The organism is Amycolatopsis sp. GA6-003 (assembly GCF_046267895.1).
Taxonomy (GTDB): Bacteria; Actinomycetota; Actinomycetes; order Mycobacteriales; family Pseudonocardiaceae; genus Amycolatopsis.
Genome location: NZ_CP176499.1, coordinates 8322307 through 8338883, shown reverse-complemented (window position 1 = coordinate 8338883; position 16577 = coordinate 8322307). Strand labels below are relative to the sequence as shown.

Annotated in this window: 17 protein-coding genes; 3 read left to right on the top strand and 14 right to left on the bottom strand. The window is 70.5% G+C overall.

Translation table 11 applies throughout. The annotated features are described in order from the left end of the window. Positions 1–131: 131 nt before the first annotated feature. The 3 genes from F9C12_RS37850 to F9C12_RS37840 all read right to left on the bottom strand — a co-directional run bounded on the left by F9C12_RS37850 (position 132) and on the right by F9C12_RS37840 (position 2217). The gene (locus tag F9C12_RS37850) at positions 132–275 is read right to left on the bottom strand and encodes a hypothetical protein (RefSeq protein WP_409463619.1); all 144 of its coding nucleotides are present in this window, start codon (positions 273–275) and stop codon (positions 132–134) included. Next, positions 256–1698: an MFS transporter gene (locus tag F9C12_RS37845; RefSeq protein ID WP_409463618.1), complete on the bottom strand. Its 1443-nt coding sequence runs from the start codon at positions 1696–1698 to the stop codon at positions 256–258. The genes F9C12_RS37850 and F9C12_RS37845 overlap by 20 nt, the downstream gene beginning before the upstream one ends. A gap of 84 nt (positions 1699–1782) precedes the next feature. Then, positions 1783–2217, bottom strand: a complete 435-nt coding sequence (locus tag F9C12_RS37840) for a MarR family winged helix-turn-helix transcriptional regulator (protein WP_409186578.1) — start codon at positions 2215–2217, stop codon at positions 1783–1785. Positions 2218–2364: 147 nt separating this feature from the next. Here F9C12_RS37840 and F9C12_RS37835 point away from each other — a divergent pair, with 147 nt between their 5' ends. After that, positions 2365–3060 carry a GntR family transcriptional regulator gene (locus F9C12_RS37835; protein ID WP_409463617.1) on the top strand — a complete coding sequence of 232 codons (696 nt, stop codon included), beginning with the start codon at positions 2365–2367 and terminating at the stop codon, positions 3058–3060. 404 nt (positions 3061–3464) lie between these two features. Here F9C12_RS37835 and F9C12_RS37830 read toward each other — a convergent pair whose 3' ends face one another. The 5 genes from F9C12_RS37830 to F9C12_RS37810 form a co-directional block, all read right to left on the bottom strand. Next, positions 3465–3971, bottom strand: coding sequence for a flavin reductase family protein (locus F9C12_RS37830; RefSeq protein ID WP_409463616.1), 507 nt, complete (start codon positions 3969–3971; stop codon positions 3465–3467). Positions 3972–3983: 12 nt separating this feature from the next. After that, positions 3984–4763 carry an SDR family NAD(P)-dependent oxidoreductase gene (locus F9C12_RS37825; protein ID WP_409463615.1) on the bottom strand — a complete coding sequence of 260 codons (780 nt, stop codon included), beginning with the start codon at positions 4761–4763 and terminating at the stop codon, positions 3984–3986. Next, complete coding sequence (locus F9C12_RS37820) at positions 4760–5908, bottom strand: LLM class flavin-dependent oxidoreductase (RefSeq protein ID WP_409463614.1); 1149 nt, start codon at positions 5906–5908, stop codon at positions 4760–4762. The genes F9C12_RS37825 and F9C12_RS37820 overlap by 4 nt, the downstream gene beginning before the upstream one ends. Positions 5909–5934: 26 nt before the next feature. Then, a complete protein-coding gene (locus F9C12_RS37815) occupies positions 5935–6585 on the bottom strand; it encodes an isochorismatase family protein (protein WP_409463613.1) in 651 nt (216 codons plus the stop codon). Positions 6586–7534: 949 nt separating this feature from the next. Beyond that, positions 7535–7666, bottom strand: a complete 132-nt coding sequence (locus tag F9C12_RS37810; protein ID WP_409463612.1) for a hypothetical protein — start codon at positions 7664–7666, stop codon at positions 7535–7537. 1179 nt (positions 7667–8845) lie between these two features. Here F9C12_RS37810 and F9C12_RS37805 point away from each other — a divergent pair. Next, positions 8846–9124: a hypothetical protein gene (locus tag F9C12_RS37805; RefSeq protein ID WP_409463611.1), complete on the top strand. Its 279-nt coding sequence runs from the start codon at positions 8846–8848 to the stop codon at positions 9122–9124. A gap of 139 nt (positions 9125–9263) precedes the next feature. On the opposite strand, the gene F9C12_RS37800 is transcribed toward F9C12_RS37805, so the two are convergent. The 5 genes from F9C12_RS37800 to F9C12_RS37780 are packed head-to-tail and all read right to left on the bottom strand — an operon-like array spanning position 9264 to position 13907. Continuing rightward, entirely contained in the window at positions 9264–10013 is a 750-nt protein-coding gene (locus F9C12_RS37800) for an HpcH/HpaI aldolase family protein (protein ID WP_409463610.1), read from the bottom strand. Beyond that, positions 10010–10774 (bottom strand): SDR family NAD(P)-dependent oxidoreductase, encoded by a 765-nt coding sequence (locus F9C12_RS37795; RefSeq protein ID WP_409463609.1) that lies wholly within the window; start codon positions 10772–10774, stop codon positions 10010–10012. The genes F9C12_RS37800 and F9C12_RS37795 overlap by 4 nt, the downstream gene beginning before the upstream one ends. After that, on the bottom strand, positions 10771–12072 hold the full coding sequence (gene hisD / locus F9C12_RS37790; protein WP_409463608.1) for a histidinol dehydrogenase: 1302 nt from the start codon (positions 12070–12072) through the stop codon (positions 10771–10773). The genes F9C12_RS37795 and hisD overlap by 4 nt, the downstream gene beginning before the upstream one ends. Further along, a complete protein-coding gene (locus F9C12_RS37785; RefSeq protein WP_409463607.1) occupies positions 12073–12768 on the bottom strand; it encodes an alpha/beta fold hydrolase in 696 nt (231 codons plus the stop codon). After that, positions 12765–13907, bottom strand: coding sequence for a cupin domain-containing protein (locus tag F9C12_RS37780; RefSeq protein ID WP_409463606.1), 1143 nt, complete (start codon positions 13905–13907; stop codon positions 12765–12767). The genes F9C12_RS37785 and F9C12_RS37780 overlap by 4 nt, the downstream gene beginning before the upstream one ends. A gap of 151 nt (positions 13908–14058) precedes the next feature. Here F9C12_RS37780 and F9C12_RS37775 point away from each other — a divergent pair, with 151 nt between their 5' ends. Then, positions 14059–15051: a LacI family DNA-binding transcriptional regulator gene (locus F9C12_RS37775; RefSeq protein ID WP_409463605.1), complete on the top strand. Its 993-nt coding sequence runs from the start codon at positions 14059–14061 to the stop codon at positions 15049–15051. Positions 15052–15093: 42 nt separating this feature from the next. Here F9C12_RS37775 and F9C12_RS37770 read toward each other — a convergent pair whose 3' ends face one another. Beyond that, positions 15094–16431 carry an MFS transporter gene (locus F9C12_RS37770; RefSeq protein ID WP_409463604.1) on the bottom strand — a complete coding sequence of 446 codons (1338 nt, stop codon included), beginning with the start codon at positions 16429–16431 and terminating at the stop codon, positions 15094–15096. Positions 16432–16577 lie beyond the last annotated feature (146 nt).

The window sequence follows — 16577 nt, the reverse complement described above, 5'->3', positions numbered from 1 at the left end:
AGGCAAGGATTAGCCCGCCCCGCTCCCCTGCCGCGCTCGCCGGCGGCGGTTCACCCCGGGAGGGCGAGGACGACCTGGGTGACGTGGTGCGCGGCTAGACAACCGGCGAGATCGGCGTGGTGGAAGGCACCCTAGGAGTACTCGGTGACCGTCTTGTCTCCGGGCCGCCGGTTGAGCTGCGGCAGCAGATCGGTCCATCCGTCGGGGAACTCGTGGCCGCCGCCCCGTTCCGTGCGGCCGGGTGCGCTGGCGGCGTCAACGGCGGTGACGGGCACGGTGTTCTCCGGATTCGGTTTCGTGCGGATCCGGCCCGCGGTGGGCGCGCTGGGTTTTCGGGCGGGCGAACGAGATCAGGACCAGCACGACACTGATCCCGATCATGATCCAGGCGATGAGGCGGACTCCGCGGTCTGTGACGTCGGTGTGGAAGACGACACCGGTGACGGCGGAAGAGGCGATGGAGCCGACGTAGCCGAAGGTGCGCAGCAGTCCGGACGCGGTGCCGAGCTGCTCGGCGGGCGCCTGGGCGTAGAGCGCCGTTTGGTTGCCCGCGCCGGCGAGTCCCATGGCTGCCCCGATGACGACCGTGATCGCGACGACCCAGCCGATCCACGCCGAGCCGTTCAGCAGCAGGACGCCTGCGGAGCCGGCCAGGCAGGCGAGGGCGGCCGCGACGATCGGGCCGCGGACCAGATTGCGGCGCGAGACCGGCAGGATGACCAGGCCGCTGACCAGAGTCATGGGCAGCAGCAGCAATCCGGCCCCGGTTTCGCTGAGCCCCCGCACGGCCTCGACCCACTGCGTGATCCCGTACAGCACCAGGTACGCGCACAGTTGCACGAGGCCGAAGCGGAAGTAGGCGGCGGTCAGCGGCTTGTTCGAAACGAGCAGCCGGACGTCGAGGAAGGGGCTGCGGGCGCGCAGTTCCCAGGCCACGAGCCCGGCCCAGATCAGGGCCGAGACGCCCAGCAGGCCCCACTTCGGTTCGGGCAGGCCGAACAGGAACAGCAGCAGCGTCGCCATCGCGGCGGCAAATCCCGCGATCCCGCCCAGGTCGAGGTCGGAGGCGATTTCGCGCGGGCGCCGCGAGCGGTCGAGCGGCCCGTCGGGCGGGACCCAGGCCAGCGTGGCGGCGAGGGCGAGCAGCGCGACGGGGACGTTGACCAGGAAGACCGACCGCCAGCCGAGCGCACCGACCAGGACCCCGCCGACGGGCAGTCCCAGGGAGGCCGCGGCGATGCCCGCGATCTGCAGGCCGCCGAGCACGCCGCCGGGCGGCTGGTCCAGGCCCGCCTCCCGGGCGCGGCGGCGGACCATCAGCATCGCCGTCGGATAGGCGCACGAGGTGCCCAGGCCGATCAGCACCCGGCTGGCCAGCAAGGCGCCCAGCTCCTGAGCGACACCGCCGACGAGCCCGCCGACGGCCACGAGCACGATCCCGGCCAGGAACACCCGGCGCGCGCCGAACACCTCGGCGGCTTTGCCCGCGGTCGGCTGCGCGACGGCACAGGCCAGGTAGAGCGCGATCACCAGCGCCGCGGTCCGCCCCAGCGGCACACCGAGCCCCGTGGCGATGGGCAACAGCGCCGTCGCCAGCAGCGAGCTGTTGATCGGGTTGAGGGCGGAGCCGACGAACAACGGCGCGGTGAAGCGCCAGTCGAACGGCCGGCTGGGCGCCGTCGAAGGGTTGCCAGACATGGAAGTCCTCCGGACCCGCACGCGGGCGTGCGCTATCGCGCCGGCGCCGCGGCCGGCGAGTTCAGGGGTGCGAGGACTGGCGGGTCAGAGCAGCTGGGCGAGCCGTTCGAGCAGGGCCGCGCCTTCGCGGAGGGCAGCGACTTCTTCCGCGGTGAAATGCTCGTCCATCAGCTTCGCGTACCGCTCGGTCACCTCGTCGCGGACGCTGCGCACGAGGTGCGTCCCGGCGTCGGTCAACGACAGCAGCTGCCTGCGTTTGTCGGCCGGGTCCGGCGAGCGCCGCACGAGCCCGCGGGCCTCCAGCGCGGCGACCGTCGTCCCCATCGCCTGGGGCGTGATCTGCTCCCAGCGGGCCAGCCCGGCGATGGTGTCCATGCCGTTGCGGTCCAGCCGCGACAGCACCGACGCCTCGGGAAGGCTGAGCCCGGAGGAGGAGCTGTCGTGGGTGCGGCGCTTGACCAAGCTCACCGCATTGCGCACCGCGGTGGCGGTCGCCAGGAGATCACTCTCGCCAGTCACAATGAGAAGACTAGGCTTGCAAACCTAAGTTTGCAAGGTTGCCTTTCTATTCTGGTGCTGGGCAGTGCGTCCTGCGGCCGCGGCAGACGACACGCACGTATGACAAGGTTGTTGGACGACCGCCCCTGACCAGGGGATAATCCCCGCATGGTGAGTGCAGCGGCCGAGCCGCCCCTGTCGGTAGTCGACCGCGTCGCCGCGGAGCTGCGGGAGCGGATCAAACGAGGCGAGCTCGTCGGCGGCCAGCGGCTCTTCGAGGCCGAGCTGACCAGCGACCTGGGCGTCAGCCGCGGTCCGGTGCGGGAAGCCCTCGGCCGGCTGGCGAGCGAGGGGCTGGTGGTCGTCGAGGCCAATCGCGGCGCGTTCGTGCGCCGGTTGCGGGCCAAGGACATCGTCGACCTGTACGAGGCGCGCGCGGCGATCGAGGGCCAGGCCGCCGCGCTGGCGGCCCGCCGCGCCGCGGACTGCGATCAGCGGGAGCTGCGGGAACTGCTGCGGGAGAACGAGGAATTCCTGCGCGGCGGGGAGTTCGCTCCCCATCTGCGGGTCAGCGAGCGGTTCCACCATCTCGTGCTGGAGCTGGCCGACAGCGCGATCCTGGACCGGCTCGGCCGCCAGCTGCACGTGCTGGCCCACCACCTCCAGACCACCAGGATCGTGCGCAGCACCCTGTCCGAACCCCAGCTCTCGGTCGCCGCCACCGCCCGGTGGCACCACGAGATCGGCACTGCCGTGCTGCGCGGGGACGACGACGAGGCCGGCCGCCTCATGCGGGCGCACCTGTTCGAGACCCGGGACGGGTTCCTCGCCTTGGACGGCCCGAAAGCCGGAGGGCAAAGCTGACCGCGGCGCCGTTCCGGCAGCCGCGAACCCTTGCCGGGCAAGGCAAGCGCGCCGTGGCTCGTGCCGGGTTCCAGCGGCACTGACCTGGTCTTGGCGACATCCGGCACCGGCGGGAGGCCGTCGATCGGCGCCGGGCTTTCCAGCTGTCCGCGGGCGTCGGTCGGCGTCGCCACGGCGGCCGCCGGTCCGGCGGGGGCCCGCGGGCGAACCCGAGTACGCGGGTGGTCCGACCGCGGGCAGCCGTGAACCTGAGCCGTCGTCCGCCGGGGCATCCCCTGGCCGCATCGGCGGAAGTCCCAGCCGGTCGGCATCGGTCAGCAAACCCGAAGGCCGCACCCGGGTCTACGAGCAACGCGGGTACTGCGAACGCGGCCGCCGCGCTACCGGGCGGGGAGCGCACCGGTTCATCTCGTCTCCGCAAGTCCGAGGAATCTGCCCCGGTGGAAGATCAGCGGATCCCCGTCGCGGCGTTCGGCGGCGACCACCCGGCCGACGAAGGCCGTGTGGTCCCCGAGATCCTGCGCGGTCTCGGTGACGCACTCGAACCGGGCGACCGTGTCGACGAGCAGCGGCGCGCCGGTGAGCCCGGCACCGTAGCCCACGCTCGCGAACTTGTCGTCGCGCTTCCCGGCGAAGGTCGCGCAGATCTCGCGCGCCGCCGCGGTGTCCGGCAGGACATTGATCGCGAACAGCCCCGCCGCCGCGATCATGGGACGGGTCGACGAGGTACGGCCCAGGCAGGCCATCATCAGCGGCGGGTCCAGGCTCACGCTCATCACGGCGTTGACCACGCAGCCATACGGCGTGTCGTCGAGGACGGTGGTGATCACCGTGACCCCGGTCGCGAACTCCGCCGCGGCCTTGCGCAACCTGGGCCCGTCGACGGCCCCAGGCGGGAATGCGAGCGTCATCAGGCGTCCTCCTCACCAGGCAGTGATGCCGCCGTCGGCCACGACCGTGGCTCCGGTGACGAGGCTCGCCTCGTCGCTCGCCAGGAACAGGCACAGCGGAACCACCTCCTGCGCCTCGCCCAGCCGCCCCAGCATCGAACTGCGCGCCAGCTGCGACATCACCGCCTCCTTGTCGGGATGGTCCCGCAGGAGCTGGTGGGGCATCTGCGTGTCCAAGGGGCCGGGGCACACCACGTTGACCCGGCAGCGCGGGGCGAGTTCGGCAGCCGCCACCTTGGTGAAGGCGACCAAGCCGGCCTTGGAAACGCTGTAGGCCGACCACCCGGCACCTCCGCGAAGCGCGACCGAGGACGACACGTTGACCACTGCGGCGCCGTCGCCAAGCAGCGGCGCCAGGGCCTTGGTGAGCAGGAATGCGCCTCGGAGGTTGACCCCCAGCACTCGGTCCCATTCTTCGACGCTTGTATCGGCGATGGACGCCTGCTGGATGATTCCGGCCGCGTTGATCAGGACATCGACCCGGTCGAGCGTCCGGGCGAAAGCGGTGACCGCGCCGGGATCGGCGATGTCCACGCGCTCGAACGAGAAGGGCTTCCCCGCCGAGCGGGTCTCGGTCCGCAGCCGCTCCCCTGCCGCGCCGTCGACATCGATCCCGACGACGGTCGCCTTCTCGTCGAGCAGGGCATGGCACAGTCGCCGCCCGAGGTCCCCGGCGGCCCCGGCGACCACGGCGGTCTTCCCGGCGAACCGGGTCCCGGCGGTTCCTCCCGCGTTCTCGTGCGCCCGGTTCACGCGGTGGCCAGGCTGGGGCCGAGCGGTCGCCGGACTCCCGCGAGTTCGAGTGCGGGCAGGACCTCGGCGATGAACCGCGGAAGACCGGTCTCGTAGTTCATCCAGGTCAAGGCCACCCCGTCGACGCCCGCCGCGGCGAGGTCGGCGAGCTGTGCGGCGATCGTCGAGGGGCTGCCGATCAGCGGGTAACCGCCCATCGTCGCCGCGACCGACCGCTTGAGTTCGGCGCGCTGATCGGGCGCCAGATGCGCACCGCCCATGGTCCAGTCGAGGGCGTTGCGCACCGCGTCCTCGTCGGCGTCGACAGTGGCGTAGCGCTCGGCGAGGCGGCGCGCCTCCCCGTCGGTGTCCGCGCAGACGACCGAGCCAGTGACCCACACCGACAGCTCGCGGCCGTGTCCCGCGGCGAGTTCCTGGATCTGCCGCACCTTTTTCCCGGTCGCCGTCAGGTCGGTCGTCGCGACGAAGGCGATGTCGGCGTAGCGGGCCGCTAACTGGTGGCCGCGCGGCGAGAACGCGGCGTTCATCAGCGGCGGATGTGGCGCCTGGACGGGCTTGGGGCTGCTGTAGCCGCCGTTCATGGTCAGCCACCGGCCGTGGTAGTCGAAGTCCTCGGGCTCGCCCCAGAGCCGCAGCACGATGTCGAGCCATTCCTCGGAGTAGCCGTACCGGGCGTCGTGGTCGAGCGTCTCGACGCCGAACATGCGCAGTTCCTTCTCGAACCAGCCCGCGACGACGTTCAATCCGACGCGCCCTTGGGACACCGCGTCGATCGTGGCGATCTGTTTAGCCGCCATGACCGGCGGCACGGTGAGGCAGTGCGAGGTCGTGAAGACCGTGATCCGGCTGGTGCGCGCCGCCAATGCGGCAGCCCAGGTGTAGGGCTCGAAGCTGCTGCCCCACGGATTGGTGCGGCCCTCGAACCCGCGCCAGCGCGAGTACGGGATCACCGCTTCGAAACCCGCGTCCTCGGCCAGCCGGACCAGCCGGAGGTTCTGCTCCCAGCCGATCTCGTGGCGGTCCGGGGACGCCGTCACCCCGCCCGCCGAGGTGACGTTGATGCCGAACAATCCGAGCTTGAGCCCGGTATCGGCGAAGAGCGGCCCGGAATTGTTCCTGGGCACGGAAAAAGGGGCTTCTGGCACGGGGTCTCCTTCGACGGGGGATGCGCTCAAGCCGGCTTCAGGCAAGACGAGGTCCGGCGCGGGAAAGGATCGGGGAGGCCCCCGGCGCCAGGCCGGTCCCGCCGCGGTCGTCCGAGCCCGCGAACCACCTCGGCGGCGGTGCGCACCCGGCTGATGCCCGGCAGGATCTGTGTCAGCGAGAAGTCGTGGTGGGCGGCGGAAACACTGGACGTGGCATCGGAAACCACCACGACCCCGAACCCGCGTGCCGCCGCCTCGCGGGCCGTTCCCTCGACCCCGAAGTTGGTGGCCACCCCGGCGAGCACGATCGTCTCGATCCCGCGCTCCCGCAGCAGCGCCTCGAGACCGGTGGACGAGAACGCGCCCCACCCCGCTTTGACGACACGGAGGTCGCCCTCTTCCGCGACCCCTTCGACGATCTGATCCCAACCCGGGGGCTGCACCTCGGGCATCGGCGGCCCTGACGCGTCCACCGCCGGACCGCCGGAACCGGGAAACGCCACGGTCACCAGCACGACGGGCACTCCCGCCAGCCGCGCCCGCGCCGCCAGCTCGCGGGCGGCCGCCGCTACTTCATCCCCCGACAGCGGCGCGAGCGGCATCCCGAGCACCCCCGCCTGGAGGTCGACGAGGACGAGCGCCGTCGTCCCCGGGTCGAGGTCGAGCGGCGCGGTCACGACACGACCTCGTCTCGGCGCGAAGCGGCCTGCCCAGCGGACGTCGTCTGCATGTATTGTCCTACCATGTTGTAGGACAATATCAGCTTGGTCGAACTCGTCAACCCGTCGCACCCGCGTCAGCGCTCCCACCGCACGGCAGTCGGCCCACAGGAAAGCCACTCGGCAACCTGCTCACAGTCCACAACAGACAGTCGACACGCTCCGCACCCCGGCGAGGCGAAGTCCGTTGAGCGACCGAGGCGCGATCTTCGAGGATGCGGTTCGCGAATTCCTCAGACGCCCGTGAGCCGTCGGCGAAGGCGGTCGCGGTGGTCCTGTCCGGAAGAGGGAGAGCAGCGGAAGGTTCTCGTCGGGTGCTGGCTATCGGACCAGCACCCGCGGCGATCATGCGGCACGGCAACCCATATCGCGCGCCGACGCCCGCCAGTCTGCCCGGAATTTCGTCGGGCGCCGACAGGGGCTTACCAGGTTCAAGCAGCCGCTGACGGTGCCTTGTCGCCATCGAATCCGAGAGCCGTCAATCCGCACTCTCGCAAGCGCCTGGGCTTCGGTGTGTCGGCTCCGTTTTCGGCTGGGTATTCCTTCCTCCACCGGGTTTCGCGGCTCCTCGAAGACTCCCGCGCGAGAACTGGCTGGCCGCTGTACCTCGACCGGTTCCGCGTCGCGACGCAACGAACTGCCGCGGAGAACTGAAGCGGACCACGTCAATCCCAGAATCCGGCGCCTGCCAGCCACGGACAGGCCACATAGCAACGACACCGCCGAGTCGGCGCTGCGGGCCGCAGTAGCGTCCCGTGCGACGGGCGGCCCGCCCATCACCGAGTACGAGACCTGGTTCCGGCAAACCGGTCGCTAGGAGTCGACACGCTTCAGCTTGGACGGGGCCCGGCCGGCTCGGCGCGACATGCTCTTACACCGCACCGGGTAGCCGACAGTCGGCCAGTATCTACACGGTCGCCGGGAGCATGCTTTCGAGCGCGGCGACGTTCTGCGGATTCGCTTTCCCGCGCTTCCGGTAGTGGCGCTCCGCCACCTCGCGACTGTTGCTCAGCTGATCGGCGATCGCGGTGGTGGGCAAGCCTGACTCGTCAAGGACAGTGCCGACCGTCTTACGGAACACGTGGCTGGTGACCCATCCGCAGCCAACCGCTTCCATTGCGGCCTCGATGCGATGGATGACGTTCGAGGGGTTGAGGTACCCGCCTTTGAACGAGGCGATGATGTGTCATCGGTAGTTTTCCGCAACCAGACAAGCACCTGGGCCAACAGACGAGTACCCGTTCGCGCCGAGAATCGGGCGAGCGGCTAACCGGCATGAGACTTCGGCTGCATCCGCACCCGATGGCACGCCTAGAGCCGAAGCAGCCGGCAAGCAGGCCACCGGCTGGACTGCCCGGCGCGGGCCCGCTCGATGGCGGAAGGGGCCGAGCGTGACTGACGATGCGCCACGGACGCGCAATCACCATCCCGCTCACAACAGAGAGATCGTCGTCCAAGTGCACTCGATCCACGGCGACGTGAACATTCACGAGCGCGAGGCCATTTCGCACCTCGCCACCGAAGATCGAGCTGACCGCGGACCTGGACGTCGATGAGCAGGCATTGCGCAACCGGCATTCCGTGCCGGACGAAACCCGGCGACGAGGACAGGCGCGACCGCCTCGTGCCCGGCTGGTGGTCCACCGCGTGAAACGACGGCCTAGGGCGACAAGCCTCGCGCGCCGCTACCACCCGAACTCGCCGACCTTGACCAGACACTGCAACACCCTGTCCGCATCCCGTCTTCCCCGCTCAAGCGGAAGTGGTCCGTCCCGCAGCCGCAGCGCGCCGCACGAACGTGTGTCTTCCTCGCGCGGGCTCAGCACAAGTGAATGAAAATCCACTACCCGCCAGATAACCTCCCAGGTCAAGAAGTGCTCTCCCTGCGCAAGCGAGGGGTGATCCCCGGGAGGAGTGTCCGGGATCAAGACCTCGTCGGCGTTCCCCCGGCAGGCGGGGATCCGTCGAGGATCTCGGCGATCTCCGTCAGCCTGCCGTTCTCCCCTAACGAGCGGGCCGTCCGCCTCAACGCGGCCAGCCCCGGCAGCGCGCTGGTGACGGCGCCCTGATTTGCGACGTGGACATGCTCGAGGACGAGTCCTCCAAGGTGGAGGTTCTGGCCAACGAGGTCAACCGCGCGTATGCGATCTGGGAATCGATATCCCGATAGCCACGCAAGAGGCAGGGTTATCACGGGCTTGCCACGTAAGCCGGTTCGTTGCCCGCAAACGCGACGCGGCAGCTGGCCGAAGCGGCCGCGCTGCTCGGCGGCCACCCTCCGCTGACCGCCGAACGGCGGGCAATCGGCCGCGAGCCGATCTCCGGAGACGGCGACCCGATCCTCGGCCGTGTCGACCAGGTGCCCGGCCTCTGCCTGGTTTTCACGCACAGCGGCGCGACGCTCGCACTGATCGCGGGCGAGCTGCTCGCCCAGCAAATCACCGCCGGGCGAGCACATCCGATGCTGACCCCGTTCACGCCGCGCCGATTTCGCTGACCACGACACCGATGCGGCTCGACCTGGCCGGTCGAGTGCCGACGACTTGCGTTGTCGGCGAGCACGACGGATACGGCCGGACCGGCCCGCCCCTCCGCACGCCCGCACGTTCCGGTCTGAATATCGTCGTCCGGCCCGGTCAGGCGGACGGGCGCGCCTCGGCCAGTTCCGCCAACGCGTGAAGCAGCACGTGCGCGAGGTTGTAAATCACCGCCCCGCGCGGTGCTTGCCGGGCCTGTTCCAAGGTTCCGACGATGCTGGTCATCGGCTTGCCTGCGGTCTCCGCAGCTGCCGCGACGGCGTCCAGTGCGCGCCCGACGGCCGGTTCAGCGGCACCGCCGGGCAAACCAAGAGATACCGCTAGGTCGGCCGGCCCGACCAGCACCGAATCGACCCCGGGAAGCGCGAGGATCTCCCCGGCCGCCGCGCACGCTTCGGGCGTTTCCAGCATCGGCACGACGACGGTGGTTTCCGCCGCCGTCTCCAGGTGTTCGGTGCTGCTGCGGGCGCCGAACCGGCCGGCCCGGCTGTAGGTGGCGAAACCCCGCTGCCCGAGCGGCGGGTAGTGCGCGACGGCGACCGCGGCGCGGGCTTGTTCCGCGGTGTCGACGTGCGGCACGATCACGCCGTCCGCGCCGAGGTCGAGCACGCGCAGCACCAGCGCCGGTTCGGCCGCGCCCACGCGGACCAGCGCACCGAGCCCCTGCGCCTGGGCGGCGACTACGTGCTGCTGCAACGGCACCAGGTCCGCTGGTCCGTGTTCGCAGTCGAGCACGACGAAGTCCAGCCCGGCCACCCCGGCCATCTCGACCAGCGTTTCCGACGGCAGCCGCAGCAGCCCGCCGAGCAGCCGTTCCCCGGACCGCAGGCGCTGTTTGAGCGTGGTCACCGCGCCACCATCCCCGCCGACAGGTCGATGTCCGCCGCGCACAGGCCCGGCATCGCCAGCATCGCGAGTACCGCGGCGGCCACCTCGGACTCGGTGACCATCCGGCCCAGTGCGGCGCGGCTCGTGAACGCGCGTTCGGCTTCGGCGTAACTGACGCCGGTGCGTTCCGCCTCCAACCGGAAGTTCCGTTCCATCCGCGGGCCCTCGACCGGCCCGGGCGACAGGGAGTTCACCGCCACCCCGTACGGCCCGACCTCGCCCGCGAGCGTGGCCGTCAAGCCGAGCACGGCCATTTTCGAAGCACAGTAAGGCGTACGGCGCAGGAGCGGCCGTTTCCCGCTCACGGAAGCGATATTGACGACGTCACCCGCGCCGCGCGCCGTCATCGCCGGCAGAAAAGCGCGGCACACCAAGTAAATCCCGCGGACATTGACGCCGAACACCTCGTCCCACTCCTGCGGTTCGACCTCGACGAGCTGCTTCACCGGCCCCGCGACCCCGGCGTTGTTGACCAGCACCGAGATCTCCTCGTCCGCGAGTTCCTCGGCAAGGGCAGCAACCGAACGCGGATCGGCGACGTCGCACGGCGCTGCCCGGCCCGGTCCGGGCAGCGCCGTGACCGTGGCCTCGAGGGCGCCTCGCCGCCGCCCGGCCACGACAACCCGCGCGCCCGCCGCCGACAACGCGCACGCGATCGCGCGGCCGAGCCCGTTCCCTCCGCCGGTGACGAGCGCGGTCCGTCCCGAAAGCGACGCGGTCATGCCGGGTTCCAGGAAAGCTCGCTCCGCCGGAACTCCGCCGCGCGCACGTCGCCCGACCGCGCGTGGCCTTCGAACAGCTCCACCCGCGCCGCGCGTCCGCAGACTTCCCCGAGCCGCACACTCGACTCGCTGCTCGTGACTTCCTGATAGGTCACCGTCTTCAAGTACTTCCCTACCCACAGCCCGCCGGTGTAGCGGGCGGCGCCGCGTGTGGGCAGGACGTGGTTGGTGCCGATCACCTTGTCGCCGTAGGACACGCAAGTGCCCGGGCCGAGGAAAAGCGCGCCGTAGTCCCGCATCTTCGTCAGCGCCTGGCGCGGCTGCTCGGTGAGCACCTGGACGTGCTCGAACGCGTAGGAGTCCGCCAGTGCGAACGCCTCGTCGAGGTCGTCCACCACGTGGATCTCTCCGTGGTCGCGCCAGGCCGGGCCGGCGAAGTCGCGGGTCGGCATGCCCGGCAGCAGCGCCTCGACGTGCTCCAGCGCCTCCCGCGCGAGCTCCTCGGACGTGGTGATCAGCACGGCCGGGGAGTCCGGGCCGTATTCGGCTTGGGACAGCAGGTCCACCGCGACGACGAACGGGTCCGCCGTGTGGTCGGCGACGATCAGCACCTCGGTCGGGCCGGCGAGCAGGTCGATCCCGACCTCGCCGAACAGCTGGCGCTTCGCTTCGGCGACATAAGCGTTGCCCGGCCCGGCGATCAGGTCGACGCGTCCGACGGTTTCGGTCCCGACCGCCAGCGCGGCGACCGCCTGCACGCCGCCGAGCAGGTAGATCTCGTCGGCTCCGGCCAAATGCATGGCGGCGACGGTCGCTTCCGGCACCTCGCCGCGGATCGGCGGCGTGCACGCGGCCACCCGCGGCACCCCGGCCACCTTCGCGGTCACGATCGTCATGTGCGCGGAGGCGGTCAGCGGATAGCGGCCGCCGGGCACGTAAGCTCCCGCGGCGGCGACCGGGACGTGCTTCTGTCCCAAGTGGACGCCCGGGAGCGTTTCGATTTCGAACTCCCCCAACGAGTCCCGCTGCCGCTGCGCGAAAGCGCGCACCTGGTCCTGGACGAACCGGATGTCGTCGAGCACCTGCCCGGGCACCCGGGCGACGATCTTCTCGATCTCCTCGGGCGAAAGCCGGAACGTCTCGGGCGACCACGAGTCGAATTTCTCCGAGCACTCGCGGACCGCGGCGTCCCCGCGTTCGCGGATGCCGGCGATGATCGCGCGGACCCGGTCGCCGACGTCGGTGCGGTCGGCCGCGACCTGCGCGGCGGGGACAGCGGATTTCAGTGTCTTGGGCATTCAGGACTCCTTCGAGAAGGGGGAAAGACTGCACAGCCAGTCGGTCAGGGCCGAGGCCGCGGCACCGGGCGCCTCGAGCGTCAGCAGGTGCCCGGCTTCGGGAAGCACGCGCAGCACGGAATTTCGCGCCCGCGAAGCGATCGAACGGTGGAATTCGGGCGGACACAGGCGATCCTGTGCCCCGGAGAGGACGAGCACCGGACAGGACAGACCCGCCACCGCGGCGTGCGCGTCCCGCCGGGTCGCCTGGGCGGCCAGCTGGGCGCGGAACACACCGGGCCCGATCCGCCGCGCCATGGCGAGAAAACGCCGTTCCAGCGCCGGATCCGGGCGGGAGAACATCGCCGGCAGGATCTCGTCCGCGACCACGTCGTCGAATTCTCCGGCGCGCGTGCGGCGGTCGAACGCGGCCCAGGCGGCCAGTTGCTCCGAGGTCGGCGCGCCGGCGTTGGTCGAGACGGCACAGAATCCGGCGAGCCTCTCCGGTGCCCGGCGCGCGACCTCGAACCCGGCGATAGCGCCGAGGCTCAGCCCGGCGAGCACGAACCGGCCTTCGACCGCGGCCAGGATCTGCTCGGCCATGCCGCCGATGTCCGGCGCGGTGATCTCCGGGTGGACCGCCCGCCCGGGCAGCCGCGGCCAGACGTCGGCGTCGCACAGCATTCCCGGGACCAGCACCACCGGCAGGTCAGTCACCGGCCCGCCGCGCGAGGCAGCAGATGCCACGGCGCGAGGTAACCGTTGTGGTCCAGGCCGACGCCGGCGTCGGCAGCCGCCTTCACGACCTCGTCGTCCCAGTCGAGACGCACGCGGCCGTCGCCGCTGTTGACGACGAGCAGCGTCGCCTGCTCCGCGGCGACATTGCGGATGCTCCGCCAGGCGCCGCGCGGCACGGAAACCATGTCCCACGGACCAAGGCGCACACTCGCCTCGTCGTGCCGGTTGAGCGTGACCTCCCATTCGCCGTCCTTGACCAGCAGCACCTGCGTTTCGTCGTGTCGGTGCAGGGGAATGCCTTCGCCGGGCTCGGCGCGCAGCCACGCCACGTTGTGCCCGTGCGGGTGGTAGATCCGCGGTTCCTGGTCGCGGTCCTCGGTCATGCCGAAGCCGATCACCGGAGCCAGCTCGGCTCGCCCGCCGGGAACCGCCGCGCCCAGCAAGGCGCGGCTGGACCACTGCAGATCGTCGGCAGTGGCCACGCGGCGGCGCAGCTTCACCGCGTCGTAGGACGGCAAGGCGGCGATGTCGGCCGGAGCCATCGGCTGGACCAGGTCCGCGGCGTCGGGCGGTTCGTCGCCGGCGAGAGTGTCGATCAACCGGTTGTCCGCGGTCAGGTACAAGCCGTGCCTGCCCGCCTCCCGCAGCACCGACGGGCCCCAGATGATGCCGCCGGTGTCGTCGTGGCCGAGAACGGTGAACAGCCAGCCGTCGTCCGGGCCGATGTTGGTGAACCCGCGGAAAATCCACGTCGGGATCGAGGCGATGTCGCCCTCGCGCAGCACCAGCTCGCCTTCGTCGCCGTCCGCGCCCCAGCGGAGCAGGAACTCGCCGCGGAAGCACAGGAACACTTCCGCGGTGAAATGCAGGTGCAGGTTGTTGGTGATCCCGTGCGGCATCGCCGCCGCCCCGATGTTGAACCCGTGCGGCTCGCGCAGGTTCACCACCTGGTCGGCGTTCTGGGTCACCCCCGGGCCGATCATCGAGTAGTTCTCCTTGCGGTCCGACCCCGGCGTCCGGCAATCGATGAACGCCTGGTCGCAGGACACGAAATCGGTCCGCCGGATCGTCCGGCGGGCCAGCTCACCCGCCGTCACCGGCCCTTCGTCGGTACGCATGACACCCCTCCGAAACCTGATTGTTTATACGTATGCATACGACCATCGCGGGCAGCTTCTGTCAAGACGCTCCAGCGTCAGGCCTTCGCATGGGCAGACCGGAATTTCCGCTAGGATCCGTATGCACGCCCGTTGCGCGGAAGAGGAGCGGATGTCGATCACGAGTCATGACGTGGCCCGGCTCGCCGGGGTCTCGCAGCCGACCGTTTCCCGGGCGCTGCGCGGGGACCACCGGGTTTCGGCGGCCACCCGCACCCGCGTGCGCGAGGCGGCGGACGCGCTCGGCTACGTGCCGAGCGAGGCGGGCCGGAGCCTGGCGACCCGGTCGACGCACTGCGTCGGCGTGGTCGTCACGGATCTGACCAACCCGTTCTACCCGCATCTGATCGGGCCGCTGCACGACACGCTCGAACAGCACGGCTACCGGATGATGCTGTTCGCCGAGCGCAGCGAGGCCGCGCTGGAGACCGAGCGGCTGCTCGACCGGTCGATCGACGGGGTGGTGCTCACCACCGCGGTGATCGGCTCCGCCCTGCCGGCCGAGCTCACCCGCCGCGGGCTGCCGTTCGTCTTCCTCAACCGGGAGACCGGCGCCGGCAACGCGGACGCCGCGGTAGTGGACAACGAGGCGGGCGGGCGGCTGGTCGCCGAGGAGCTGCTGCGGCTCGGCCACACCGACATCGCGCTGATCGGCGGCCCGGCCGAGACGACGACCGGACGCGACCGCGAACTCGGCTTCCGGATCGGGCTGTCCGAGGCGGGTGTCGGCCTGCCGCGCCGCCGCGTCCGCCAAGGCCCGTTCGACCACGGCACCGGGTACGAGGGACTGCTCGACCTGATGGCGGAAAACCCTCGGCCCACCGCGGTGTTCTGCGGCAACGACGTCATCGCGATCGGCGCGGTCAACGCGGCCCGGCGCCTCGGCATCGACATCCCGGGCGACCTCACCGTCATCGGGTTCGACGACCTGCCGATGGCCTCCTGGGAAACCTTCGACCTGACGACCGTGCGCCACGACCTCGACGGCATGGCCAAGGCCGCGGCGGGCCTGCTGGTCGACCGCCTAGCCGGAAACAGCGAAGCACCGCGACGGACCGTGTTCGCCCCGTCGCTGGTGCCCAGGGGAACGCACGCGCCGCGGTGAACCCCGCGGCCGCCGCAGCGGCGGCCGCGGGGCCCCGGCGGGTCATCGGGCGTATTTGTCCGCCGAGAGGTCGCTGCGGTAGGTCTCCTTCATGAACACCGTGATCACCACGAGAGCGAGTACCGCGGCGGCCGCGAGGTACATCCACACCGCGTAGATCGTGCCGGACTGCGCCACCAGCAGTGTGGCGACGAACGGCGTGATGCCCATGAAGATCGAGAACGAGCAGTTGTAGGCGATCGAACTCGCGCTGAACCGGGTCCGGGTCGCGAACATCTCCGCCGCGCACACGGTGACGATGCCGGTCAGGAAGAACTCCGGGACCAGGTAGATCAACTGGCTCGCCACCGCGGCTCCGAACGTGCCCGCCTCGCCCACCTTGAACGCCAGCGGCACCAGCACGACGCAGCACACCGCCCCGGCTATGAGCATCGGCTTGCGCCCGATGCGATCGGAGATCGCACCGGCGAGCGGCAGCAGCGGGATCAGCACCGCGACCGAGATCATGTTCGAAAGCCACGCCGCGGACTTCGGCAGGTGCAGCGTTTCGGACAGGTACTCCGGATAGAAGGTGACCCACGTGTAGGACAGGATCGCGAGCATGATCGACGCGCCGCAGAAGACCAGGATCGGCCGCCACTGGGAACGCAGCGCCTCGCGCAGCGGAGCCTCGACGACGTTCGTGCCGTGTTCGGTGGCGGCGACGAATTCCGGGGTCTCGGCGAGCCTGCTGCGCAGCCAGACTCCGATCGCGCACAGCGGCAGCACCGCCAGGAACGGGATCCGCCAGCCCCAGCTGTGCAATGCCGCGTCGCTGAACAAGGCGCTCATCAGCGCGGCCGTGCCGGCGCCGGCGAGGATGCCGAAGAAACAGCTGTTCGACGCGAACGACGTGTAGAACCCGCGCCGGCGCGGCTCGGCCCACTCGACCACGAACGCGACCGCCCCGACGTACTCCCCTCCCGCGACCATGCCTTGCAGCACCCGCAGCACGAGCAGGATCAGCGGGGCCGCCAGCCCGATCTGGCCGTACGTGGGAAGCACGCCGATCGCCGCCGTGGACACACCCATGAACAGCACCGTCCACAACAGCACCCGCTTGCGCCCCAGCCGGTCTCCCCACCGGCCGAGGAGGGTTCCGCCGAGCGGGCGCACGAGGCAGGCGATCGCGATCACCGCGTACGCGCTCAGCACGCTGGCGGTGTGGTCGCTGGCCGGAAAGAAGGACGCCGCGAGCACCGGGGCCATATAGCCGTAGAGCCCGTAGTCGAACTGCTCGACGAAGTTCCCGATGCTGCCGGCGAGGATGACCTTGCGGATCGCCTTCCGACGTCCGGTCGCCTCAGCCGTCGCGGCCGCGGTCGGCGTGACGGTGGACATGACACCTCCAGTGGCGTCTCACAACGGCTCAGCCGTCTGCATACGTATGGATGGCAACTTAAGTGGCCCGGGTCACCGGGTCAAGACTGCCACTGCCGCGAATTTTGCCGAGGTCACGAGGGGAAGATCAGCCGCGGCCACGGTCC